Raw genomic sequence first — 23541 nt, 5'->3', positions numbered from 1 at the left:
TTCTGCGGCCATAGGCGTTTTTTAACGCGCTGCGCCTTGGCTGTCCAAAGGCACAGATGCCCGCCGGCGCGAGCAATCTGCTTGGCACAGCCCCGGTTGCAGCCTGCCCCTTGAAGTTTCCCCGCATGACGTGGAAGATTGTCGCACGGATTCACCGGGAAGCGCTGAAGCTCTGGTAGGGGGCGCGCACTTCATTCGAGCCCGCTCGCCGACGAACCGGTCGCGGCGGCGTTCGAAGCTGGCGAATGATCCAAGAGAACCGTGGCCCGGCAATTTGCGCCGACACCGCGGAAATCCAGGGGCACGAGATGGCGCAAAAGGAACATTTTGGCGTAGCATTGAGCGACGCGGTCAGGCTCGATGAATTCAATTTCGCGGAGATCGTGAAAGGTCTTCCAGCGAAAGCGCGCATGGTGCTGTCGGCGGCGATGAACCTGCCGCGCGGTTCGCTCAAGGTCAGGCTGCCGGACGGCCGTGCCGTCCTCGTCGGCGGCAAGGGACCTGGCCCAGATGCCGAACTGGTGTTGAAGAATTGGCGCTTGCCGGGCCGCGCCTTTTCCGGCGGCACGATCGGCGTTGCCGAATCCTATATGGACGGCGATTGGGAAAGCCCTGATGTGACCAGCTTCCTGGAGCTGTTCGTGGTCAATTCGGTCATCGGCGAGCGTATCGCGGGCGGCACCAGTTGGCTGATCAACACCGTCCAGCGCATCCGCCACTGGTTCAACCAGAACACGCGCACCGGTTCGAAACGCAATATCTCCGCGCATTACGACCTCGGCAACGCCTTCTACAAGGAATGGCTCGATCCGAGCATGACCTATTCTTCGGCGCTCTACACGACCGGTGCCAACGACCTGGAAGGCGCCCAGGCCGCCAAATATCGCGCTCTGGCGAAGGATACAGGGATCGGTCCGAAGGACCATGTGCTGGAAATCGGCTGCGGCTGGGGTGGCTTCGCCGAATTCGCGGCGCGCGAGATCGGCTGCCGCGTGACCGGGCTGACGATCAGCCGCGAGCAGCACGATTTTGCCACGGCTCGCATCGCCAAGGCTGGCCTTGCCGACAAGGTCGACATCAAGCTGCAGGATTATCGCGACGAAACCGGCACCTATGACCGCATCGCCTCGATCGAGATGTTCGAGGCGGTCGGCGAGAAATACTGGCCGGTGTTTTTCGGCAAGATGAAGGCCTGCCTGAGGCCTGGGGGCACTGCCGGCCTGCAGATCATCACCATCAACGAAGCCGCCTACGACACCTATCGCGCAAGGCCGGATTTCATCCAGCGCTACGTCTTCCCGGGCGGCATGCTGCCGACGCCGTCGATCCTGAAGGCACTGGGCAAGGATCATGGCCTCGCCCACCTGCGCGAGCGCGTCTTTCCCGACGACTACGCGCGCACGCTCGCCGAATGGCGCCACCGGTTCCGGGCGTCATGGGAGAAGATTGTTCCGCTCGGCTTCGACGACCGCTTCAAAAAGCTCTGGGAGTTCTACCTGCACTATTGCGAAGCCGGCTTCCGCGCCAGCTACATCGACGTGCGCCAGGTGGTCTACAAGGCGTAAATCGACACGCTCTTCGATTTTCATTGCCGCTGACCAAGCGATGTCGAGCACGATCTCGACATGGCCGCGCGGTCGCCGTCACCCTTCAAAGCAGGATGCGGTATTTCGCGAATCCTGCCTCGCCCTCGCCCGCCGGCTCGATCTTCAGCGATTTCACCTGCGCAATGAAATCCTTGGCCTTGGGGCCGGTTTCGAACACGGCGCTGGCTCCAGGCAGCGGTGCGAACGACCAGTTGTCGTCCGCCGACGGATTGATCGTGCCCTCGCTGACGATATAGCGGACGATGACGTCGCGATTGGTGTCCGGTGCTTCGTAGATGATCTTCGAGGCATTGATGTCGGGGAAATTGCCGCCGCCACCAGCCCGGTAATTGTTAGTCGCGATGACGAATTTCTGTTTGGGATCAATTGGTTTTCCATCGAAACTCAGGTCGACGATGCGATTGGCGCCAGCGTTGGCCAGCCCGCCCTTGGCATCGTATTTCGACGGCTGCGACAGATCGATCTTGTAGGTGACGCCGTCGATGACGTCGAAATTGTAGGACGGAAAATCGGTGTTGATGAGGGTCTGGTCGGCCTTATCAGGCTCGATCCGGTTGAAGATGCCGGCCGACATTTCAAGCCATTCCTTGACCTGCGCACCGGTGATTTCGACCGCACGCACGGTGTTGGGATAGAGGTAGAGGTCGGCAACATTCTTGATGGCGATGTCGCCTGCCGGCACGTCGGTATAGTAGTCGGCGCCGTTGCGCCCGCCGGCCTTGAAGGGAGCGGCGGCCGACAGCAGCGGCACGTCCTTCCATTGCGTGTTCTTGAGAATATCCTTGAGGTACCAGGTCTGCGCCTGGCTGACGACCTGCACCGACGGATCGTCGGCGACCAGCGCGAAATAGGAATAGAGCGGCGCGGAGGTCTTGCCGACAGGGCGGCGCACATAGGCCAGTGTCGCCTGGTGGTCCTGTTCGAGGGCCGCGATGATGCGCTTGTCGTCCGGGACAGTCGGCTTGTTCTTGTTGTCGACGCGTTCGAAGATCGGCCGCGCCTCGGAAGTGGCTGAAACGACCTTCCATTTCGACCCGTCACGTTCCAGCATCAGGTCGACCAGCCCCATATGCGAGCCCCAGAAGCCGCCCATGACGGCGGGCTTGCCCTGCAGCGTGCCTTTCTGCGTGTCGACACCATCGAGCGACTGGAAATCCTTCTTGCCGGGGAACACCAGATGCTGGTGACCGGTGAACACCGCATCGATGCCGTCGACACCGGCGACGAAGAACGAGGCGTTCTCCATCATCTCGCCCTGCTTCACATCGATGCCGGAATGCGAGAGCGCAATGACGATGTCGGCGCCCTCCTCCTTCATCTGCGGCACCCAGGCCTTGGCCGCCTCGACGATGTCGCGCGTCTTGACGTTGCCTTCCAGGTTCTTGAGATCCCAAACCATGATCTGCGGCGGCACGAAGCCAATGATGCCGATCCTGATCGGCTGCTCGGCGCCCGCGCCGTCCTTTATCTTCTTGTCGAGGATGACATAGGGCTTGAGATAGAGCTTGTCGTCGCGCGGGTTAGCGGCAAGCTCGGTCCCGCGGATCAAATTGGCGCAGACGAAGGGAAAATTGGCACCGGCCAGCACCTTGTCCAGGAACGACAGGCCGTAGTTGAACTCGTGGTTGCCCAGTGTCGAGCACTCGTAGCCGAGCAAGTTCATGCCTTTCATGATCGGATGCAGGTCGCCGTCCTTCAGCCCCTTCTCATAGGCGATGTAGTCGCCCATCGGATTGCCCTGCAGCAGGTCGCCATTGTCGATCAGCATCGAATTCACGGCTTCCTTGCGCACAGCATCGATGAGAGACGCCGTGCGCGACAGGCCCAGCGTGTCGTTCGCTTTGTCGGCGTAGTAGTCGTAAGGCAGCACGTTCACATGGATGTCGGTGGTTTCCATGATCCGAAGATGGGCCTGGTTGCCTTGAGCGCGGGCGGAGAACGGATGCAGCATGATCAGTGCCCCTGCGGCGGCGGCACCCGCAAGGAGATCGCGGCGGGATACGGGATGGAGCAGTTGCGACATGTTTTCTCCTCGACAACCTGACAAGCCCTGCCCCGAAGCGAACTTCGCTCTGAAACCTGCTTAAGTCCATTCAACAAGTCGCGCGCATGAAGCCGTCAGTCCATCAGCAACAGATTGACGTGCGCATGAACGATCGGGGCGAAGAAATCAGCCCTTGTCGTCGTCGCCCTGGGTGATCAGCCGCGCGCTACGTTGCCCCGTCGCGTAGATCCATAGCCAGCTCAGCGAAACCGCAAGCCGGTTGCGAAAGCCGATCAGGAAATAGATGTGCGCCACTCCCCACAGCCACCAGGCGAGCCAGCCGGTGAGCTTGATCCAGCCGAAATCGATGGCAGCGGCGCGTTTGCCGATCGTCGCCAGATCGCCGGCATGCCTGTAGTGGAAAGGACGCGCGGTCGTGTCGCCGCCGAGCCTGGCCTTGATGGTAGCCGCAACATGTCGGCCCTCCTGCTTGGCGGAAGGCGCCACGCCGGGAACCGGCCGCCCGTCCGGCCGCAGCACATGAGCGGCGTCGCCGATGACAAATATCTCCGGGCTGCCGGGCACGCTGAGGTCAGGCTCGACCAGCACCCTGCCCGCCCGGTCCGCCGGCGCGCCGAGCCATTCAGCGGCTGGCGAAGCGGCAACGCCGGCTGCCCACAGGATCGTTCGGGCGGCCAGTTGCTTATCGCCAAACACAACACCTTCGGCGTCGCAGCGCGTGACGGCCCGGCCGAGCTCGACCGTCACGCCGAGCCGCTCGAGCGCTTTGCTGGCATAGTCGGAAAGTTTCGGTGCGAAATTGGCCAGAATACGGTCGCCGGCCTCGATCAGCACCACGCGCGTCTGCCGCGTGTCGATGTTGCGGAATTCGCCGCGCAGCGTGTCATGCGCCAACTCGACGATGGTGCCGGCAAGCTCGACGCCGGTCGGCCCGCCGCCGACGATCGCAATGGTCAGCAACGCCTGGCGTTCGGCGGGATCGGTCTCCCGCTCGGCCTGCTCGAAGGCCAGGAGAATTCGCCGCCGAATGCTGGTGGCGTCCTCCAGCGTCTTCAGGCCAGGCGCGAACGGCTCCCATTCGTCATGGCCGAAATAGGCGTGGCGGGCACCGGTGGCGAGCACCAGCGTGTCGTAGGCGACCGCGCTGCCGTCATCGAGCAGCACGCGCTTGCCGGCGCGGTCGACACCGGTGACATTGGCGAGCAGCGTCGTCACATCCTTGCGCTTGCGCAGGAGGTGGCGGATCGGCCAGGCAATTTCGGAGGTGGCCAGCGCCGTCGTCGCCACCTGGTAGAGCAGCGGCTGGAAGAGGTGATGGTTGCGCTTGTCGATCATGGTGATACGGACCGGCGAGCCAACAAGCGCACCGGTGAACTCGAGGCCGCCGAAACCTGCGCCGACAACGACGACATGATGCCTGGCTTCGTTCATTTCGTTCACCCCGATAGCAAGATTGCCTGTCCTGGATGTAGGTATTTTTGTGCAATGCAACAACAGATGACAGTGCCCGAGACTCGTCGTTGCATGTCGTGAACGCACATGTTGTATCGTATCGCGAGGTATAGCGTCATCGAACACGCGATGAGGTGAGGCATGGCCAACGATCGTGACGACGATGCTCCGGCGCAGTATTCTTCGCCGCCCTGTTTCATGCACGAACTCGATCCGCAATTCCGTGCGCCTTCGAGCGACTGGACCGATGTGAGACGCTGGCGCAAAGCCGAGCGCGAACGCCTGATCGCCGCGCGTCTTGCTGTTTCGGCCGACGCCCGAACGGTAATGTCGCAAAGCATTGCGGAAAGCCTCGACGCGATCATCGGCGAGATCGCCGGGCGCATGGTCAGTCTCTATTGGCCGTTTCGTGGCGAGCCGGATTTGCGGCCTTGGATGGCGTCCATAAACGAACGCGGCGGCCGCACCGCCCTGCCCATCGTCATCGAGAAGGGGCAGCCGCTGATCTTTCGCGCCTACAAAGCGGGCGACCGGTTGGAGAAAGGTGTCTGGAATATCCCGATCCCGGCCGAGGGCGATCCGGTGCTGCCGGACATCGTCATCTCGCCGATCGTCGGTATCGATCCCCAGAACTACCGCCTGGGGTATGGCGGCGGTTTCTTCGACCGTACGCTGGCAGCGATGCCGTTCAAGCCGCTGGTCATCGGCGTCGGCTACGAATTGCAGCGCATCGCGACCATCTACCCGCAGCCGCACGATATCCCGATGGATCGGGTGGTAACGGCGGTCAGCTAGCCCAGGCCCCACAGGGTGGTTAGCGGCCTGTCAGCAGCCAGGTTGTCATGGTTCGTCTCGATGGATCGCAGAGGCATTCGGGATTGACCCAAGGCACCCACCTTCGTCATCCACGGGCGAAGCAGGAGCGAAGCTCCGTCGCGGAGACCCGAGGATCCATGCCGTGACCTTGACCAAGGAATGCAGCCGAGCAGAACTCTGCACCGTAGTGACGCTTTGAAGTCGCGGCATGGATCCTCGGGTCTGCGCTGCGTCGCTACACTCCTTGCTCCGCCCGTGGATGACGAAGTGACGCCCGTTTCCGCAAATCGAAGGCAGGTGGTTTGTCTATGCAGCGACCCGTCAGAACTTCTGTGTCGAGGAACTAGGCCATCTCCGGCTTCATGCCCATGGCCGTACGGTCGACGATCTCACGCAAGGCGAACGACGAATTGATCTTGGTCACGTGCGGCATCGCCGACAGCCATTCCTTGTGGATGCGCTCATAGTCGACGAGATCCTTCGCCGCGATCCTCAGGATGTAGTCGTATTCGCCCGACATCAGATGGCAGGACAGCACGTTCGGGCAGCGCTTGATCGCCGCCTCGAAATCCGACAGCGTCTTCTCGAACTGTCCCGACAGCGATATGTGCACGATCGCCGTCATCTGGTGGCCAAGTGCTGCATTGGAAAGCCGGGCATGATAGCCACGGATGGTTCCGGATTTCTCCAGATTGTCGAGCCGGCGCGAACAGGCCGACTGCGATAGGCCGACCTTTTCGGCAAGTGCCGCGTTGGGTATCCTGCCATCCTTCTGCAATGCCTCGAGAATGGCGATATCAATCCTGTCGAGCGGCATTATTCGTGAATCCTGCGAATATCTTGTTATTTCGCGCAACGATTATCGAAACCGGCCGGTTGGCGCAAGCGCATTCGCAAACACCTGCGCAACGATTCGTGGTTCACTCCATTCATACAGGGAACGAGCCCAAAGGGCCGGATCAGGAGAAGAAAATGCGCGTCGGCTGCCCCAAGGAAATCAAGAACCACGAATACCGCGTCGGCCTCACTCCCGGCTCGGTCCGCGAATATGTCGCCCATGGCCACGAAGTGCTGGTCGAGACCGGCGCCGGGGCCGGCATCGGCGCCGATGACAACGCCTATCGCGCCGCCGGCGCCACGATTGCCAAGACGGCCGCCGAGGTGTTCGCCAGGTCGGACATGATCGTCAAGGTCAAGGAACCGCAGCCCAGCGAATGGGCGCAGCTTCGCGAAGGCCAGATCCTGTACACCTACCTCCACCTGGCGCCGGATCCGGAGCAGACCAAGGGCCTGCTTGCGTCCGGCGTGACGGCAATCGCCTACGAGACTGTGACCGACGACCGTGGCGGCCTGCCGCTGCTGGCGCCGATGTCGGAAGTTGCCGGACGCCTGTCGATCCAGGCCGGCGCCACGGCGCTGCAGAAGGCCAATGGCGGCCGCGGTGTGCTGCTGGGTGGCGTGCCCGGCGTGCTGCCCGGCAAGGTCACCGTGCTCGGCGGTGGCGTCGTCGGCCTGCACGCGGCCAGGATGGCGGCCGGCCTTGGCGCCGACGTCACCATCATCGACCGCTCGATCCCGCGCCTGCGCCAGCTCGACGACCTCTTCGCCGGCCGCGTCCACACCCGTTACTCGACTGTCGAGGCGCTGGAAGAAGAGTGTTTTTCAGCCGACATAGTCGTCGGCGCGGTGCTGATCCCGGGTGCCGCGGCACCAAAACTGGTTTCGCGCGAAATGCTGTCGGGCATGAAGAAAGGCTCGGTGCTGGTCGACGTCGCCATCGACCAGGGCGGCTGCTTCGAGACTTCGCACGCCACCACTCATGCCGAGCCGACCTATGAGGTCGACGGCGTCATCCACTATTGCGTCGCCAACATGCCGGGTGCCGTGCCGGTCACTTCGGCCCACGCGCTCAACAACGCGACGCTGCACTATGGCCTGCAGCTTGCCGACAAGGGCCTCAAAGCGCTGGTCGACGATCATCATCTGCGCAACGGCCTCAATGTCCATAAAGGCAAGATCACCAACCGGGCAGTCGCGGAGGCGCTCGGCTACGAACTGGTCGAGCCGAAAGCCGTTCTCGCCGCCTGATTTTCGCGAAAACAGCCTCTTTCAATCCAACCCGCCGGTTCCATGCCGGCGGGTTTTTTCTTGCAAGCCTGTTTTTCAGGCAAAGCATGGCGTGGAAGGATGTGACGCAACGGCACTTTGCTCATCATTGTTGCATATTTGTCATTCCCGTACCGGCCGACTCCCTGCTAGAGACATTTCCGGGTTTATTCATTGGGGTACGGGCATATGTTCATTCGCACATCCGCGAAATCTTTTCTTCTTGGTGCTGTTTCTGCTGTAGCTTTGATGTCTGCTGCTCATGCAGCTGACGTCGTGCAACCGGTAGAAGAAGCTGCCGGCTTTAACTGGAGCGGTGCTTATGTCGGCATCGGCGGCGGCTTTGGCGCTAGCGTACACAAGTTCAGCATACCGGGCCTAGCCTTCAATGGCCTTGGTGGAAATGGCGTGTTTGGCGAATTGACGGCAGGCTACGACTACATGGTTTCGGAGCGTTTCCTGCTCGGTGGTTTTATTGACGCAAATCTGAGTAACATCGGCCCCTCGTTGAGCATTGCAGGCGGCGACGTCGATCTGACAAACTCCTACGGCTTCGATGTTGGCCTGCGTGCCGGCTATCTGCTCAATCCGAATACGTTGGGCTATGTGCTCGGCGGGTATACCTGGCAGCATTTCAAACTTGACGGATCGGGCGCTGCGGACGGCTTGGAATTCTCGCAGAACCGCAGCGGCTATGTGCTCGGCGTTGGCATGGAAACCGTGCTGCGTGGCAACTGGACGTTGAAGACCGAATATCGTTACGCGGACTATGGTGACAAGTCGGTACTCGATCTTGGCGGTGCTTCTCTCGATGTCGAGCCTTCCACCCACACCTTCCATATCGCGGCAAACTATCGCTTCGGCGCGCAAAATGGTGGCGGCACGTCCTTTGCCGCCCCGGCCTATGATTGGACCGGCTTCTATGTCGGCGGCGCGCTCGGTGCCGGCACGATGGTGCATGATCTAAACCTCAATTTTGGGTTGGGCGGTAGCGGCGAGCTCAACGGCATTGGCGGCGAAGGCGTGTTCGGCGAGGCCAGCGTCGGCTATGACCATGATTTCGGCAGCTGGGTCGCCGGCGTTCAGTTGGACGCCCGTTATTCCGGCATCCAGTCCAAGCTCGATCTCGGCCCCGTTTCCATCAAGGGCGATGCCGACTACGGCTTCGATGCCCTCGCTAGAATCGGTGCCAAGGTCAACGAATCAACGCTGGCCTATGTGCTCGGCGGTTACAGCTGGCAGCACTTCGATCTGCATGCGGAAGCGCCGGGTGGTGGTAGCGCTGACATCTATGATTGGGGCTCGAGCGGCTTCTCGATCGGTGGCGGCCTGGAAACTGCCGTCTCCAGCAATATGACCGTCGGTTTGGAATACCGTTATTCGCAGTATCAGAAGGAAGACTTCGGCTCGGGCGGCATCCTCGAGGACACCCCGTCCTTCCAGACCGTGCGTCTGGGCGCAAAGTACAAGTTCAACTAAGCTAAGCCCTCCAGGCAAACAGTCTGAGCCCGTCGGCCATGCCGGCGGGCTTTTTTGCGTGGAAGACTTTTCTGCGCAAAGCGCAGGCAACAAAAAAGCGGAGCCAAAGCCCCGCTTCCTCGATGTCGAGATTTACCGCCGGTTCATCCGTGGTCGGCAAATCGATCGACAATGGCTTTCTATCGCGAATATGCGACGGGAGTACGACAACTGTTTCCAGGGGCTAATCTCAGCCTCAAGCGCGCTCGATGCGGCACTGGTAGCAATTGTTGCGCGCCGAACGGACATGGACGTAGGCGATCTCGTCGCGTTCGAACAGCGTCTCGGCCCGTGCAGCAATTGCCGTGGTCGGGATGACGCCGCCGCTGCCATAGACGATACGATCATCCCTGCCATAGCCGCGCACGATGTAGTCAGGGCTATCGAGAACCTCGGGCAGCGCCTCGCTCTCAGCGGCACCATCGCATTCCTCGGCATGCAGGAAGATCGGCCCCGTTTCGGCGTAGGGCTGAAGGCTAGGGAATGGCCTGTATGCCAGAACAAGGTAGGCATCGCCGGCTCCTATATTCTTCAAGCAATGCCGGCAAGGCATGCCGTCACCGTCGGAGATCTTTCGCTCGGGCATTTGGCCATAAGCATCGATCCCGCCGCGCTGCAACGTCCTGACATCTTCGGTCGGCAAAGCTTTGAACTGGATGGTCATCGAAAAATCTCCGGTGTCGTGACTGGAAATTATGTCCTTGAACCCTCGCCGCCCACCCGATTCCTGCCAAATGTCGAAGAGCCGGTCGCCCCTCGGCGATCGGCTCTCATCAAGTCCCGTCGGAGCTGCGGCTCAACGGATGAAATCGTCGAAGCGGCGGAGCGTCACCCGGCGATTCTGCCAGTTTTCGGTCTGCGTCCGCACGAGCAAAAACTCCTCGCCGTAACCAACAGTTTCCAGGGCATGGCCGGGCACGCCGAATTCGCGCACCAATGTGCGCTTCAGCGAAGCGGCGCGCTGTTCGGACAGAGCCTGATTCGACTGGAAGGAGCCGACGGCGTCGGTATGGCCCTCGATCAGCACGCGGGCGCCGCGATCGCGGCGCAGGATGCGCCGCAGCGCGTCGGCAATGGTCTCGATCTTGTCGTATTGCGAACTGGAAATGGCCGCCGAACCGAAGGCGAAGTTGATCGACTGGATATCGATCGAGCGGGCCATGCGGCGCAAATCCGGGCGCCGCTTGAATTCGCGGATGGTGACGCGCTCGTTCGGCCGCAATTTCACACGCGGCGCCGCCTCGAGCTTCCGCTCGATCGTCGCGGCCGAAGGCGTTGTCGCCTGGGCTGCGGCCAGGCTTGGCATGGCAATTGCCGCGATCAGCGCGGCGGCAAGTGTACGGCGGGTCAGCATATCTTCGTCTCCTTCGGCCTTGGCCGCATTGATGGTGCCGGCAACATGCCAAAAACAGCCTGAAGGGCCGATGAACGACGGGTTCAGATTCGAGCTGGTATTAGCTTCCGGCTAGGGCCGCATGACGCTGGCCGCGCGCTCGGTGAAAGGCAGCGGATGGACGATTTCCCTCTTTTGCGCCACCGGTGCGAAGCCGAGCTTCTGGTAGAGCGGCAGAGCCGCCGGATGATCGAGCGTGCAGGTCTGCACCGTCACCCGCTTCGGCCCATGCGACCATGCGGCGGCGATCGCGGAGCCCAGGAACCAGCGGCCGATGCCTTGCCCGGTGGCATGTTCCATCATGCCGAAATAGGCAAGCTCGACTTCCTCCGGCAGATGCGGCTTGAGGTCGAAGAAGCCGGCGGGGGCGCCATCGAGGTAGAGCACCCTGATGTCGCGGTCCTCGCGATGGATGCCGGCCGAAAGCTCGTCGTCATCCAGTCTCAGCACATTGACCCAGTGCCATTTGCGCCCCACCCGGTCCATCAGATAGCGGTAGAAATGCAGCGGAATGTCCTTGGTCTTCAGCAGCGCGACCTGACGGTTATACGGCACAGGCGGCGAATAGGCCGGCGGCACATGCATCTCGAGGAACGTCACCGTGACGTCAATGTCTTCCAGCGTGCCGTTTTCCATCGTCTTCATTCCTTGCCGGTCACCACAGGCGTGTCGGAAAGCCCGCCCCACTCCGTCCAGGAGCCGTCGTAAAGCCTGTTGTTCGTATGGCCAAGCGTTTCCAGCGCCAGCGTCACCACCGCCGCGGTAATACCGGAGCCACATGAAGTGACGACAGGTTTCGACAGATCGATGCCGGCCTCCTCGATCGCCTTGCGCAGGCGGTCCTTCGACAACAGCTCGCCATTTTCCGACAGCGCCGAATAGGGCAGATTGCGCGCGCCAGGCATATGGCCGGAGCGGATACCCGCGCGCGGCTCAGGTTCAGTGCCGATGAACCGGCCCGGCCCCCGGGCGTCGGCGATCTGGCTTGCCCCGGTGTCGACGATCCGGCGCATGTCGGCGAGGCTGGCGACGCGCCCGGGGTCGAAATCGGCATGAAACACGCTTGGCGCGATCTTGGTCGGCTCAGCCGTCACCGGCCTGCCGGCGGCTTTCCAGCCATCGAAGCCGCCATCCAGAATATAGGTCTGGAAGACGCCCATCACCCGGAACATCCACCACGCCCGGGGCGCCGAGAAGAAACCCGGACCATCATAGACGACGATGGTGTCATCGGCCGAAACACCCATGGCGCCGACATACTGGGCAAAATGCTGCGGCGACGGCAAGGTATGCGGCAGGGGCGAATCCGGGTCCGAAACGGCATCCTGATCGAGAAATCGTGCGCCCGGGATGTGGGCCGACTCATACTCGCCGCGCGCATCGCGCTTCTGCGCCGGGAGATACCAGGATGCGTCGATGATCGTCAGGCCCGGCTCGCCGAGACGTTGCTGCAGCCAGTCTGCGTCGACGGTGAAGGGGCTGTCCTCGGCCATTTTGTTCTCCTGCTCGCTTTTTGGCGATCACTGTCCTGTTCAGTTTGCCGGCATCGGCCCAAAGCGGATGCGGAAGCGCCGGTTCTCGCGGCCCTTCTTCTCGATCTTGCCGATGTGGATTTCGCCGACTTCGCCGGTGCTCTTCACATGGGTGCCGCCGCAGGGCTGGCTGTCCACCGAGGCGTTGTCGCCGATACAGACCAGGCGGATCTTGCCGGTGCCGACCGGCGGCCGGACGTTCTTGGATTTCACCAGGCCGGGATTGGCAGCCAGTTCCTCGTCGCTGATCAGCCTGACAAAGATCGGGTGGTCGGCCCGCACCAGGTCCATCAGCCCGGCGGTGACGTCCTCCTTGGTAAAGCCGGCATCCGGGGCGTCGAAGTCGACGCGGCTGTCGTCCTCGGAAACCGAAGCACCCGTGATCGGGAACGGGCAGACGACGGTGAGCAGGTGGCAAGCCGCGTGCATGCGCATCAAGAGATGCCGCCGCTCCCAGTCGATGGCCAGCCCCACCTTCTCGCCGACCTGCGGAACCGCCTGCTCCGGCGCTGGCACGTGGATGATCTCGTCCTTGGTCTCGCCCGTAATGGTGGCGGCAATGGCGATGCGGCTGCCGTCGCCGCGCTCGAGATAACCGGTATCGCCCGGTTGGCCACCCGACGTGGCGTAGAAGATCGTCCGGTCGAAGATGATGCCGCCGCGATCGTTGACGGCAACGACCGTTGCGTCCGCCGTCCGCAGGTAGGCATCGTCGCGAAACAGGGCGTCCGTCCTGTTTGCCATCACGCGACCTTTTCGAACGGCACCGGAATTGTGCTCTTCAGCTCCATCCAGCTTGGCACCGGCAGCTGCTTCTCGCGCAGGAATTCCGGGTTGAACAGTTTTGATTGATAGCGCGTGCCATAATCACAAAGAATGGTCACGATGGTGTGGCCGGGACCCAATTCCCTGGCCAGACGGATCGCGCCGGCTATGTTGATGCCGGTCGAGCCGCCGACGCAAAGGCCCTCTTCCTGGATCAGGTCGAAGACGATCGGCAGCGCATCCTCATCGGGGATCTGGAATGAAAAATCCGGCGTGAACCCTTCGAGGTTGGCGGTGATGCGCCCCTGCCCGATGCCTTCGGTGATCGAGCTGCCTTCGGACTTCAGCTCGCCGCTGGTGTAGAAAGAATAGAGCGCGGCCCCCAGCGGATCGGCGAGCGCGATCTTCACATCCCGGCTTTTGGCTTTCAGTCCGGAGGCGACGCCGGCCAGCGTGCCGCCCGAACCGACCGCCGAGACAAAGCCGTCGACCTTGCCGCCGGTCTGGTTCCAGATTTCCTCCGCCGTGGTGCGGATATGGCCGTCACGGTTGGCGACATTGTCGAACTGGTTGGCCCAGATGGCGCCGTTCGGTTCTGTCTTTGCCAGTTGCTCGGCCAACCGCCCCGACAGTTTCACGTAATTGTTGGGATTCCTGTAGGGCACGGCCGGCACTTCGATCAGTTCGGCGCCGAGCAGTTTGATCGTGTCCTTCTTCTCCTGGCTCTGTGTGTCCGGGATGACGATGACGGTGCGATAGCCGAGCGCCTTGGCGACCAACGTCAGCCCGATGCCGGTATTGCCCGCCGTTCCCTCGACGATCACACCGCCGGGCTTCAGCAGCCCGCGCTTCTCGGCGTCGCGGATGATGAACAGGCCCGCGCGATCCTTGACCGACTGGCCCGGATTCATGAATTCGGCCTTGCCCAGGATCTCGCAACCGGTTTGTTCCGAAGCTTTGTTGAGGCGGATCAGAGGCGTGTTGCCGATCGCGTCGATCACAGAACGGGGCATTCAGGATTCCTTGTGTGCGTGCGCCGAAACCCTAGAAACCCGAAGCTTCGGTTTCAAGGCAAGAATTTGCCTGGCCCAGTCGCATTTGCGGCACTGTTGTTGCGTCGGCGCTTCCCGAGGCTGGCCTCATGCGCCACTGTTCATTTCAGGCTGACGTTGAAAAGCAGCTTTTCATTCGATTTCTTCACCGCTAGAGCAAAGCACCAACATTTCGCAGGGCGCAGCATGACACTCTACCGGGCCAACCCGAAGCACGGCGTCGCCTGGATCACGGGCGGCTCAAGCGGCATCGGCCGAGCGCTGGCCAGGGATCTTGCGTCCCAGGGCTATGCCGTCGCGGTGACGGCGCTTGACGACGATCCGATCGACACGCTTGTCGTCGAGACCGCGCAGATGCCGGGCAGTGTCACGGCCTTTCCTTGCGATGTCACCGACGAGCCGCGCATGGCAAGAACCGTCGCCGCGATCGAGAAGGAACTCGGTCCCATCGTGCTCGCCATCTTCAATGCAGGGAACTACATTTCGACGCCGGGGGAGAATCTTGTCGTCAACGACTTTCGGCGGTCCTTCGAGGTCAATTATTTCGGCATCATCAACGGCCTCGTGCCCGCGGTCGAACGCATGCGTGTGCGGGCGCGCGGCCATGTCGTGCTGGTCGGCTCGGTGACATCCTATTTCGGCTGGCCGACAACGGCCGCCTATGGCGGCACCAAGGCGGCCATCAACATTCTGGCCGAGTCGCTGAAGTATGATTTCGACAAGATGAACGTGCGTATCCAGGTGTTCAATCCCGGCTTCATCGACACCCCGCTGACCGAGAAGAACATGCTGCCCATGCCGGGACTGATGCCGGTCAGCCGCGCATCGCGCCGCATGGCGCGGGGCATCAAGTCCGGCGGCTTCGAAGTCCATTTCCCGCGCCGGACAAGCTGGCCCCTGAAACTGCTCGGCCTGCTGCCGAGGCCGCTGTGCAGAGGGTTTATCAGCCTGATGACCAGTTGGAAGGCGCGGCCTCTGCATTACGACCGCAAGCCCCCGATCGAATAGGACGTCTGCGAAATTGGCAGGCTCCCCGTTTCGGGCCGCCATCGCCATGGTTGAGACAAGTGCCGCGTGGAGTCTGCGATGGGGCGACGGATCGTGCTTGCTGTGCTGGGCCTTGTCGCCATTCTCGCACTGGCCTTCGTGCTCGGCCCGCGCGTTCGCGTCGACACCACTATCCGTTTCGATCCCTCGCTCATCGCTGACGATCCGCAGGCCTATGTGGCAAAGGCGGAAGCCGCCATCCCCGGAATCCGTGACGGGCTGGAAAAAGAGATCGTCTGGGCCGATCCGTTGGTGCATGCCACGACCCCGCTGTCGATCGTCTACATCCACGGCTTTTCCGCATCGAAGGGCGAAATCCGCCCGCTGCCCGACGAAGTGGCGGAACAGCTTGACGCCAATCTCTTCTACACACGCCTTACCGGTCACGGGCAGGATGGCGCGGCGATGACGCAAGGCAGCATCAACGCCTGGATCAACGACTATGAGGAAGCACTCGCCATTGGCCGGGCGATCGGCGACAAGGTGATCGTCATCTCGACTTCGACCGGCGGCTCGCTGGCGGTCTGGGCGGCAACGCAGTCCGGTGCATCGGACGGGGTGGCGGCGATCGCGTTCATCTCGCCGAATTTCGGCGTCAAGGCTTCGGGCGCCGAGATCCTGACCATGCCGTGGGGCAAACAGATCGCCAGGCTGGTCGCCGGCAAGGAACACAGCTTCGTGCCGCGCAACGCGCTGCATGAAAAATTCTGGACCACCCGCTATCCGATCGAAGCAACCTTGCCGATGCAGGCGCTGACCGAGCTTGCCTATGGCGCGCCGGTGGAGAAGGCGACCATCCCTGCTTTGTTCATCTTTTCTGATTCGGACAAAGTGGTGTGGGCCGACCGCACCCGCGAGATTGCCGGGCGCTGGGGTGCGCCGCATGAACTGGTTTCGGTCGACGACACCGGCGACCCGGACAATCACGTCATTGCCGGCGACGCGCTGTCGCCATCGACCACGGCGTTTCTGGCGCAAAGGATCGCCGTCTGGATCGAAGCGGTGGTGAAGTAGGCGGACGAAAAAGGCGACCGAAGCATCGCTTCAGCCGCCCTTTCCTTGGTCTGTCCCGGCAATCAGCCAGCCTGAGCTTGACTGACTACAACGCTGGCTACTTACGCAGCCCGCGCCGCCGGGCGCTTGCCGCCGAAGCGGCGCTTGTTGTTGCCCTTGAAGGCCGGCTTGGCGCCATCCGGCTTGCGCTCGCCGGCGAAGGCCGGCTTGTCGCCGAAGCGCTTCTTGCCAAAGCCGTTGCCCTTGTTCTCGCCACCGGGCCGCCTGCCGTCGCGACGCCCATTGCGGTCGTTGCGGTCATTGGCCGGCTCGAAGCGCTCGTTCTTTTCAGCCGGATTGCGCAGCGGATCGGGGCTGCCGAGATGGTCGGCAACGATCGGCAGCTTGGTACGGATGATGCGCTCGACTTGGCGCAGCTTGCTGTTTTCCGAAGGATCGCAAAGCGTGATCGCGATGCCGTCCATGCCGTTGCGGCCGGTACGGCCGATGCGGTGGACGTAGCTCTCGGCTTCATCAGGCAGGTCGAAATTCACGACATGGCTGATGCCGGGCACGTCGATGCCGCGCGCCGCGATGTCGGTCGCCACCAGAATGCGCACCGAACCGTCGCGGAAATCGTTCAGCGCTTTCTGGCGGGCGTTCTGCGACTTGTTGCCGTGGATGACGGCGGCCTTGAAGCCGTCGCGCTCGAGGTCCTTGGTCACCCTGTCGGCACCATGCTTGGTGCGCGAAAAGATGATGACGGACTTCATCGCCTCGTCGGCGAGCATCGTCGACAACACCTGGCGCTTCTGCTTGGTGCGGGCAAAGACGACGCCCTGCACGATCTCGGCCGCCGCCGTGCTTTGCGGCGCGACTTCGACACGAATCGGGTTCTTCAGCAGGCCCTTGGCCAGTTCGGCGATTTCATTGGGCATGGTCGCCGAGAACAGCACCGTCTGACGGTCGGGCGCGGTCGCCTTGGCGATGCGCTTGACGTCGTTGATGAAGCCCATGTCGAGCATGCGGTCGCCTTCGTCCAGCACTAGCCATTTGGTGTCGGCAAGCACGAGGTCGCCCTCACGCACCAGGTCGGTCAACCGGCCGGGCGTGGCGATCAGGATGTCGACGCCGGGAGCAACCTTCTTCACCTGGCTGAAGCGGGACACGCCGCCGAGCACGAGCGCGGTCGAGACATGCGCGCCCTTGGCGAGGATCTTGATCGTGTCTTCGATCTGCACGGCGAGTTCGCGCGTCGGCGCCAGGATAAGCGCACGTGCCGTCTTCGGCCGGCGCTTGGTGCCAAGCGCAATGATCTTCGACAGAATCGGCAGCGCGAAGGCCGCAGTCTTGCCGGAGCCGGTCTGGGCGATGCCGAAAATGTCACGGCCTTCCATCTGCGGCGGGATCGCCTGTGCCTGGATCGGCTTCGGCTCGGCGAAGCCGGCGTTGTGGGTGGCCTTGAGCAGCGCGCCCGTAATACCCAGTGCCGCGAAACCCGTGAGTTCCGCAGCGCCACCGGGCAAAGTGTTTTCGTTGGTCAAAATAATCTTCTTTCACGCGGCTTCTGGCCGCAAACATCGATGGCGGCAGGGCGCAACCTGCCGTCGAAAAATCTGTGATGAACGACAAGGCGGGCGGACGGGTTCGTCCACTCGGCTGCGCTGTCGTGCCCGCAGGCATCATGCCACGGGGCTTTTTCGCCGCTTTGTGATTTACCGGAAAAAGGGCCGATATACCGGAAAGAGGGAAAACAGACGCAACCAGTCTCATTCGTCGAGAAGGCCGGATTCGTTCCCGGCCCAAGCGCCTATGGGCTGCATATGGCTGAGTTCGCCCTCAATTGCAAGGGGCTTCATGTTGCAGCGCAGCAAAGCCCGTGGCGCAAGCGCCGCTTGCGCTCGCTTGCCGGCACGATTACGACGAAATGCCGCTGGCTTGGGAGGTAATCGATGAAAGACGTTCTCAAGGAACTCGAGCGCCGCCGCGAGATCGCCCGCATGGGCGGCGGCCAGGTCCGCATCGATGCCCAGCACAAGAAGGGCAAGCTCACCGCGCGCGAACGCATCGAGGTGTTTCTCGACGAGGGCTCGTTCGAGGAATTCGACATGTATGTCGAGCACCGCTCGACCGACTTCGGCATGGAGAACACCAAGATCGCCGGCGACGGCGTCGTCACCGGCTGGGGCACCGTCAACGGCCGCCCGGTCTACCTCTTCGCCAAGGACTTTACCGTATTCGGCGGCTCGCTGTCGGAAGCGCATGCCGAGAAGGTCATCAAGGTGCAGGAGATGGCGCTCCGCAACCGGGCGCCGATCATCGGCCTCTACGATGCCGGCGGGGCGCGCATCCAGGAAGGCGTGGCAGCACTCGGCGGCTATGCCGAGATCTTTCAGCGCAACGTGCTGGCCTCCGGCGTCATTCCGCAGATTTCGGTGATCATGGGGCCTTGCGCCGGCGGCGATGTCTATTCGCCTGCCATGACCGACTTCATCTTCATGGTGCGCGACACCTCCTACATGTTCGTCACCGGGCCGGATGTGGTGAAGACGGTGACCAACGAAACAGTGACCGCCGAGAGCCTCGGCGGCGCCTCCGTCCACACGACGAAATCGTCGATCGCCGACGGCGCCTATGACAACGACGTCGAGGCGCTGCTGCAGATGCGCCGGCTGGTCGACCTGTTGCCGGCTTCCAACACATCGGAGCTTCCCGAGATCGAATGCTACCAGTCGGTCACCGACCATGATTTGTCGCTCGACCGGCTGATTCCCGACAACGCCAACAAGCCCTACGACATCAAGGAACTGATCATGAAAGTTGCCGACGAAGGCGACTTCTTCGAGATCCAGCAGAACTTCGCCAAGAACATCGTCACCGGGTTCGGGCGCGTCGAGGGCCGCACGGTCGGCTTCGTCGCCAACCAGCCGATGGTATTGGCCGGCGTGCTCGATTCCGACGCCAGCCGCAAGGCGGCCCGTTTCGTGCGCTTCTGCGATTGTTTTTCGATCCCGATCGTCACCTTCGTCGATGTCCCCGGCTTCCTGCCCGGCACCGCGCAGGAATATGGCGGGCTGATCAAGCATGGCGCGAAGCTCCTGTTCGCCTATGCCGAGGCCACCGTGCCGAAGATCACCGTCATCACCCGCAAAGCCTATGGCGGCGCCTATGACGTGATGGCGTCAAAGCATCTGCGCGGCGACATGAACTACGCCTGGCCGACCGCGCAGATCGCGGTGATGGGCGCCAGGGGAGCGGTCGAGATCATCTACCGCAAAGACATCGGCGACGCGGAAAAAATCGCGGCCCACACAAAGGCTTACGAGGATCGCTTCCTGTCGCCTTTCGTCGCCGCCGAGCGCGGCTATGTCGACGAGGTGATCATGCCGCACTCGACCCGCCGCCGCATCGCGCGCGCGCTGCGCATGCTGCGCAACAAGGACATGCAGAACCCCTGGAAGAAGCACGACAACATCCCGCTGTGAGGCGTGGCTGGGCATCTATCCGAGGAGGTAACCGTCGGGCAGCTCACTCCTCTTCCGCCGCACCAAACCCCGCTCCCCTCGTGGCACGGACAGGGCTGCCCCATGGCGTTGCGTGGTTGTCGATGCGCATCTGGAAGATGAAGTAAGTCGGCGAGCAGAAGCCGATGCCTTTCACCTTGCCGATGCCCGGCGTGTCCGGCGGCAGCGACTGGCACATATAGTCCTCGCGGCAGAAATGATCGGCCGAACACGCCGGGCGGTTGCCGCGATTGACAGCGCCGCCAAGACATTGGTCGAAATTGTTGGTGGCCACGCAGATGTCGAATTTCTTGCCGCCGACCAGCCCGCAGATTTCGTTCGGCATCGGCTTGCCGGCTTTGAAGGCCGCGAAAGCACGGTCCTTGTCGTCGCAGCCGCGATAGGCGATGCCTCCAGGCACGCCGATCTTCGGCGGACGGCAGGTATAGGCGGTGCGCGAGACATCCTGGGCGAAGGCCGCGAACTGGCCCGATCTGCTGTAGCGGTCGTTGAAGGGCTGCGCCGCGTTGCTGGCGATCGAGCCGGTCAGGCAGGGATGGCCGGAAAACATTTTTTCGCTGTCCTTGGGCAGCAGGCATTGCGCCAGTTTCGTGTGCACGCCCGAAGCGGTGGCCAGCGGCGTGCAGATGGTACCACTGCTGCACTGCCAGGTCGCGCCGAAGCGGGCCGCATCTTCCTGCATCAGGCACGGCATGGCCATCTCCGCCGGCGCGTAATCGACCGCGCCGGCGTTCGTCCAGACCGCCGGCGGCGCAAAGGAGAGCGGACGGAAGCGGTTCGGCTGCTTGCCTTCGGCCGTGGCGGCGAGCCACGCCTGGCGCCGCGGGATCTCGGCATGAAGATGCGGCGAAACCCCGACCTCGATGCGGTTCAACGGCGATGTCGTCTTGTCGTCTAGCCCGATGAAATGGAAACCGGCGGTCGAACCGGCCTGATGGCAACCCTGGCAGGCGCCATTGTCCAGCCGCTCGACCAGCGCTTCCGGCGTGCGCACCAGTTTCAGCGCGGAATAATCGAGCGGTGCGAATTCATTGGGCTGGAATAATTGCGTAAACGGGTGATTGGCCTGCCGCGTACTGCCGAAGGTCGACCATGAAATGATCTTTCTGGCCAGGAACTCGTCGGGAATTTCATAAACGCCTTCATCGACCGCCGGCAGATTGGCGCCGACATAGGCGGCAAGCCGTGCTTTCAGCGCCGCGTCCTGCGAGAGCCGTGCGGTGTCGGGCGTGTTCTCCAGCGGCTTCTCGCTGATAGCAGCGCCATCGATGCCGAATACCCGCATGAGATAGGCCGCCTGCCCGCCGAACTCGGTTTCCTGTCCGGAGGGAAAGCGCACCACCTGCGCGTTGAGCTCCAGCTGCTTGAAGGTCAGCCCGGCCTTCTCCAGCGGCCCGCCGGTCAGCCAGCCGGCATCGACGCTCTCGTCAAGCTGTGGCGTCCAGCGTCCGGCAGTGCCGACGCAGCCGCCGTCGGCATCGGGCACCGCGCTGTAGACGGCATTGAAATTGAACGGCAGGCGCGATGCCAGCAGCTTGCCGTTCTTGCGAAAACTGTAGGCCAGGCGGTAGATGAAGCGCACCTCGCCGCAGTTCCTGTCGCCTTGCAGCAGCGTGAAATCGCGACGGTCGAGCCGGTTGACGACGCCGACCAGCCGGAAGCGCGCGGCATCGGTCTTCAGCCAGCGCATGTCCATGATGCGGCCGACATTGCCGTCGGTTATCTCGTAGAGCGGCCGCCCGCCGGCCTTTATCTCGGCCCGCAGCGCCGCAACATCGGAGGCAACGATGTCGACGATGGCGTGATAGGCGGGTGCCTCGTCGTAAAGCGTCTTTAGACCGTCCTCGCCGTCGACCCCCAAAACATCGGCGAAACCGAAACCCTTGGCATCGAGTGCGGCGAGCACCGCCGGATCGTCGACGATGATCACAGGGCCCTCGGCGCGCGCCGTCGACGCCACGAAGACGGCAAAGACTGTGGCAAGCAGCAGAGCCAGGGCGCGGTTCATGGAACGGCCATGCGCGCGTCGAAGAGTTCACGCAACACCGGCAGCAGCGCCAGCGGCAGATCCTCGGCGATCAAGCCGGGTCCGAACCGGCTGCCGGCTTCGGCATGCAGCCACACCGCCGCGCAGGTGCCCTCGAAGGGCGGCATGCCTTGTGCGAGCAAACCGGCAATGATGCCCGACAGCACGTCGCCTGACCCGGCTGTGGCCAGCCACGGTGCACCGTTGGAGTTGATCGCCGCTTTGCCATCGGGCGCTGCTATGACCGTGTCGGCGCCCTTGTAGACGATGACGGCATTGGCCCGCGCTGCGGCCGCCCGCGCCTTGTCCAATTTCGACATGGTTTTGTCCCCGGCGATATCTGGGAACAAGCGGCCGAATTCACCCTCATGCGGCGTGATCACCAACGCTGGCGCGTTCAGGTGACGGGCGGCTTCGAACAGCGACTGCGGCTGATGGGCCATAGATGTAATGGCGTCAGCATCAAGCACGATCGCTCCTCCGTGGTTTGCGGTTTGCGATGCGCGTGCACCCTCCGCCAAGGTCTTGATCAGTTGCAGGGCGAAATCGCCGACCTTGGGCTTTGGCCCGAGCCCCGGTCCAAACACCAGCGCCTCGGGCTGGCGCACCGTCAGAAATTCCTGCACCTCCTCGAGTGACCCCGCCTCTCGCAGCATGATCGAGGTGAGGTGTGTCGCGTTCACCTGCAGGGCATTGCCAGGCGACAGCACGGTGACCGCCCCTGCCCCGCTTCTCGCGGCGGCCATCGCCGACAGCCGCGCCGCGCCGGTAGCACTCGGGCCGCCGGAAAAGACGCCGACATGGCCGCGCTTGTATTTATGCGCGTCCACCGCCGGCACCGGAAATTCCCGCAACCACAGGTCCGGCACATTTTCGAAGGTCGAGACAGCGAGCTGGGCGATGATGCCGTCATCGATGCCGATATCGGCGAGCACGATTTCACCGCATTGCCCGCGCCCCGGCAGCAGCAAGTGGCCGGGCTTTTTCCGCGCGAAGGTGACGGTGACCTCGGCACGAAACGCCCTGCCCAATATTTCACCGCTGGCACCTGAGACGCCCGACGGCAGGTCGATCGCGACCCCAGGCAGGCGCAGGGCTGTTACGGTATCGACGGCCTTCGCGGCATCGCCGGAAAGCGGCTTGGACAGCCCTGCCCCATAGAGCGCGTCGATCACGATCGAGCCGAACTCGGCGTCGAAATCAGACAGCGGCCGGGACTTGATCAGTGATTCCGCGGCGGCGAGCGCCGCATCGCTTTCCGGCCTCGGCGCTCCGGATGACCAGATCGTTGTGCCGACGCCGCTGGCGGCCAGGAGGCGTGCGACGACATAGCCATCGCCGCCATTGTTGCCGGGCCCGCACAGCACATGGATGTGCTTTGCCGAGGGATAGCGCTTGAGAACCTCGGCCGCGACCGCTGCGCCCGCGCGCCGCATCAGGCCGATGCCGTCGGCCGGACCGGCCGCGATCGTCAGCCGATCAGCCGCGGTCATTTCGGCGGGGACAAGAAGTTCGTTGCTCATGGATTGCCGATCCGCATGCTATCAAGCATTGTCCAATTTCGATCCTAAGCAAACAAGGGGGAGTTGCCGAGATCTGCAGCCATAACGTCGGGACGAAGGCATCGCGGGCAGAAAATTGCCTGCGGGATAGGCGATGTGCCTGATTTTTGTGCGGACGCGGGTGTTGGCGCTGTGTAGGCTCT

General features: G+C 62.6%; 20 protein-coding genes. 7 read left to right on the top strand and 13 right to left on the bottom strand.

What is annotated here, in order from left to right; all coding sequences use genetic code 11:
• The first annotated feature begins 308 nt into the window (after positions 1-308).
• Positions 309-1565, top strand: a complete 1257-nt coding sequence (locus NKK51_RS07260) for an SAM-dependent methyltransferase (RefSeq protein ID WP_128304513.1) — start codon at positions 309-311, stop codon at positions 1563-1565.
• A gap of 85 nt (positions 1566-1650) precedes the next feature.
• Here the strand turns inward: NKK51_RS07260 and NKK51_RS07255 are convergent, their stop codons facing one another.
• Positions 1651-3630 (bottom strand): bifunctional 2',3'-cyclic-nucleotide 2'-phosphodiesterase/3'-nucleotidase, encoded by a 1980-nt coding sequence (locus tag NKK51_RS07255; protein WP_352552012.1) that lies wholly within the window; start codon positions 3628-3630, stop codon positions 1651-1653.
• 147 nt (positions 3631-3777) lie between these two features.
• Positions 3778-5043, bottom strand: a complete 1266-nt coding sequence (locus tag NKK51_RS07250) for an NAD(P)/FAD-dependent oxidoreductase (RefSeq protein WP_352552010.1) — start codon at positions 5041-5043, stop codon at positions 3778-3780.
• 162 nt (positions 5044-5205) lie between these two features.
• Between NKK51_RS07250 and NKK51_RS07245 the strand changes: the two genes are divergently transcribed.
• Positions 5206-5859 carry a 5-formyltetrahydrofolate cyclo-ligase gene (locus NKK51_RS07245; protein ID WP_023812055.1) on the top strand — a complete coding sequence of 218 codons (654 nt, stop codon included), beginning with the start codon at positions 5206-5208 and terminating at the stop codon, positions 5857-5859.
• Positions 5860-6223: 364 nt separating this feature from the next.
• Here the strand turns inward: NKK51_RS07245 and NKK51_RS07240 are convergent, their stop codons facing one another.
• Positions 6224-6697: an Lrp/AsnC family transcriptional regulator gene (locus tag NKK51_RS07240; RefSeq protein WP_013531467.1), complete on the bottom strand. Its 474-nt coding sequence runs from the start codon at positions 6695-6697 to the stop codon at positions 6224-6226.
• Between the two features lie 155 nt (positions 6698-6852).
• Between NKK51_RS07240 and ald the strand changes: the two genes are divergently transcribed.
• Positions 6853-7968, top strand: a complete 1116-nt coding sequence (gene ald, locus NKK51_RS07235) for an alanine dehydrogenase (protein WP_023812057.1) — start codon at positions 6853-6855, stop codon at positions 7966-7968.
• 207 nt (positions 7969-8175) lie between these two features.
• Positions 8176-9465 (top strand): outer membrane protein, encoded by a 1290-nt coding sequence (locus tag NKK51_RS07230; RefSeq protein WP_352552008.1) that lies wholly within the window; start codon positions 8176-8178, stop codon positions 9463-9465.
• 1 nt (position 9466) lies between these two features.
• Here the strand turns inward: NKK51_RS07230 and NKK51_RS07225 are convergent, their stop codons facing one another.
• The 7 genes from NKK51_RS07225 to NKK51_RS07195 form a co-directional block, all read right to left on the bottom strand.
• Positions 9467-9637 carry a hypothetical protein gene (locus NKK51_RS07225; protein WP_352552006.1) on the bottom strand — a complete coding sequence of 57 codons (171 nt, stop codon included), beginning with the start codon at positions 9635-9637 and terminating at the stop codon, positions 9467-9469.
• A 63-nt stretch (positions 9638-9700) separates the two neighbouring features.
• On the bottom strand, positions 9701-10168 hold the full coding sequence (locus NKK51_RS07220) for a DUF1203 domain-containing protein (protein WP_128305997.1): 468 nt from the start codon (positions 10166-10168) through the stop codon (positions 9701-9703).
• Between the two features lie 132 nt (positions 10169-10300).
• A complete protein-coding gene (locus NKK51_RS07215) occupies positions 10301-10858 on the bottom strand; it encodes an OmpA family protein (protein WP_128305998.1) in 558 nt (185 codons plus the stop codon).
• Between the two features lie 111 nt (positions 10859-10969).
• Positions 10970-11533: a GNAT family N-acetyltransferase gene (locus tag NKK51_RS07210; protein ID WP_023812061.1), complete on the bottom strand. Its 564-nt coding sequence runs from the start codon at positions 11531-11533 to the stop codon at positions 10970-10972.
• Between the two features lie 5 nt (positions 11534-11538).
• Positions 11539-12390 (bottom strand): 3-mercaptopyruvate sulfurtransferase, encoded by an 852-nt coding sequence (sseA, locus tag NKK51_RS07205; RefSeq protein WP_128305999.1) that lies wholly within the window; start codon positions 12388-12390, stop codon positions 11539-11541.
• 39 nt (positions 12391-12429) lie between these two features.
• Positions 12430-13173: an alanyl-tRNA editing protein gene (locus NKK51_RS07200; RefSeq protein WP_352552003.1), complete on the bottom strand. Its 744-nt coding sequence runs from the start codon at positions 13171-13173 to the stop codon at positions 12430-12432.
• Positions 13173-14207 (bottom strand): cysteine synthase A, encoded by a 1035-nt coding sequence (locus tag NKK51_RS07195; protein ID WP_352552002.1) that lies wholly within the window; start codon positions 14205-14207, stop codon positions 13173-13175. Before NKK51_RS07195 ends, NKK51_RS07200 begins: the two co-directional genes overlap by 1 nt.
• Before the next feature lie 225 nt (positions 14208-14432).
• On the opposite strand from NKK51_RS07195, the gene NKK51_RS07190 reads away from it, so the two are divergent.
• The gene (locus tag NKK51_RS07190; protein WP_023812065.1) at positions 14433-15254 is read left to right on the top strand and encodes an SDR family oxidoreductase; all 822 of its coding nucleotides are present in this window, start codon (positions 14433-14435) and stop codon (positions 15252-15254) included.
• A 78-nt stretch (positions 15255-15332) separates the two neighbouring features.
• Complete coding sequence (locus NKK51_RS07185) at positions 15333-16307, top strand: alpha/beta hydrolase (protein ID WP_352552000.1); 975 nt, start codon at positions 15333-15335, stop codon at positions 16305-16307.
• 101 nt (positions 16308-16408) lie between these two features.
• Here NKK51_RS07185 and NKK51_RS07180 read toward each other — a convergent pair whose 3' ends face one another.
• The gene (locus NKK51_RS07180; RefSeq protein WP_352551998.1) at positions 16409-17830 is read right to left on the bottom strand and encodes a DEAD/DEAH box helicase; all 1422 of its coding nucleotides are present in this window, start codon (positions 17828-17830) and stop codon (positions 16409-16411) included.
• Positions 17831-18238: 408 nt separating this feature from the next.
• Here NKK51_RS07180 and NKK51_RS07175 point away from each other — a divergent pair, with 408 nt between their 5' ends.
• A complete protein-coding gene (locus NKK51_RS07175) occupies positions 18239-19771 on the top strand; it encodes an acyl-CoA carboxylase subunit beta (protein ID WP_128363678.1) in 1533 nt (510 codons plus the stop codon).
• A 43-nt stretch (positions 19772-19814) separates the two neighbouring features.
• Here NKK51_RS07175 and NKK51_RS07170 read toward each other — a convergent pair whose 3' ends face one another.
• On the bottom strand, positions 19815-21818 hold the full coding sequence (locus tag NKK51_RS07170) for a hypothetical protein (protein ID WP_352551996.1): 2004 nt from the start codon (positions 21816-21818) through the stop codon (positions 19815-19817).
• A complete protein-coding gene (locus NKK51_RS07165) occupies positions 21815-23359 on the bottom strand; it encodes an NAD(P)H-hydrate dehydratase (RefSeq protein ID WP_352551994.1) in 1545 nt (514 codons plus the stop codon). The genes NKK51_RS07170 and NKK51_RS07165 overlap by 4 nt, the downstream gene beginning before the upstream one ends.
• Positions 23360-23541 lie beyond the last annotated feature (182 nt).

Origin of the sequence: Mesorhizobium sp. M0011, assembly GCF_040324155.1 — a bacterium.
Classification (GTDB): Bacteria; Pseudomonadota; Alphaproteobacteria; order Rhizobiales; family Rhizobiaceae; genus Mesorhizobium.
This window is presented reverse-complemented; position numbering and strand designations above follow the sequence as displayed.

Coding starts and splice junctions, on each gene's coding strand:
- NKK51_RS07170 (WP_352551996.1), bottom strand. CDS start 21,818: ATGAACCGCGCCCTGGCTCTGCTGCTTGCCACAGTCTTTGCCGTCTTC.
- ald (WP_023812057.1), top strand. CDS start 6,853: ATGCGCGTCGGCTGCCCCAAGGAAATCAAGAACCACGAATACCGCGTC.
- NKK51_RS07190 (WP_023812065.1), top strand. CDS start 14,433: ATGACACTCTACCGGGCCAACCCGAAGCACGGCGTCGCCTGGATCACG.
- NKK51_RS07215 (WP_128305998.1), bottom strand. CDS start 10,858: ATGCTGACCCGCCGTACACTTGCCGCCGCGCTGATCGCGGCAATTGCC.
- NKK51_RS07200 (WP_352552003.1), bottom strand. CDS start 13,173: ATGGCAAACAGGACGGACGCCCTGTTTCGCGACGATGCCTACCTGCGG.
- NKK51_RS07175 (WP_128363678.1), top strand. CDS start 18,239: ATGAAAGACGTTCTCAAGGAACTCGAGCGCCGCCGCGAGATCGCCCGC.
- NKK51_RS07250 (WP_352552010.1), bottom strand. CDS start 5,043: ATGAACGAAGCCAGGCATCATGTCGTCGTTGTCGGCGCAGGTTTCGGC.
- NKK51_RS07240 (WP_013531467.1), bottom strand. CDS start 6,697: ATGCCGCTCGACAGGATTGATATCGCCATTCTCGAGGCATTGCAGAAG.
- NKK51_RS07245 (WP_023812055.1), top strand. CDS start 5,206: ATGGCCAACGATCGTGACGACGATGCTCCGGCGCAGTATTCTTCGCCG.
- NKK51_RS07230 (WP_352552008.1), top strand. CDS start 8,176: ATGTTCATTCGCACATCCGCGAAATCTTTTCTTCTTGGTGCTGTTTCT.
- NKK51_RS07255 (WP_352552012.1), bottom strand. CDS start 3,630: ATGTCGCAACTGCTCCATCCCGTATCCCGCCGCGATCTCCTTGCGGGT.
- NKK51_RS07195 (WP_352552002.1), bottom strand. CDS start 14,207: ATGCCCCGTTCTGTGATCGACGCGATCGGCAACACGCCTCTGATCCGC.
- NKK51_RS07165 (WP_352551994.1), bottom strand. CDS start 23,359: ATGAGCAACGAACTTCTTGTCCCCGCCGAAATGACCGCGGCTGATCGG.
- NKK51_RS07185 (WP_352552000.1), top strand. CDS start 15,333: ATGGGGCGACGGATCGTGCTTGCTGTGCTGGGCCTTGTCGCCATTCTC.
- sseA (WP_128305999.1), bottom strand. CDS start 12,390: ATGGCCGAGGACAGCCCCTTCACCGTCGACGCAGACTGGCTGCAGCAA.
- NKK51_RS07220 (WP_128305997.1), bottom strand. CDS start 10,168: ATGACCATCCAGTTCAAAGCTTTGCCGACCGAAGATGTCAGGACGTTG.
- NKK51_RS07210 (WP_023812061.1), bottom strand. CDS start 11,533: ATGGAAAACGGCACGCTGGAAGACATTGACGTCACGGTGACGTTCCTC.
- NKK51_RS07260 (WP_128304513.1), top strand. CDS start 309: ATGGCGCAAAAGGAACATTTTGGCGTAGCATTGAGCGACGCGGTCAGG.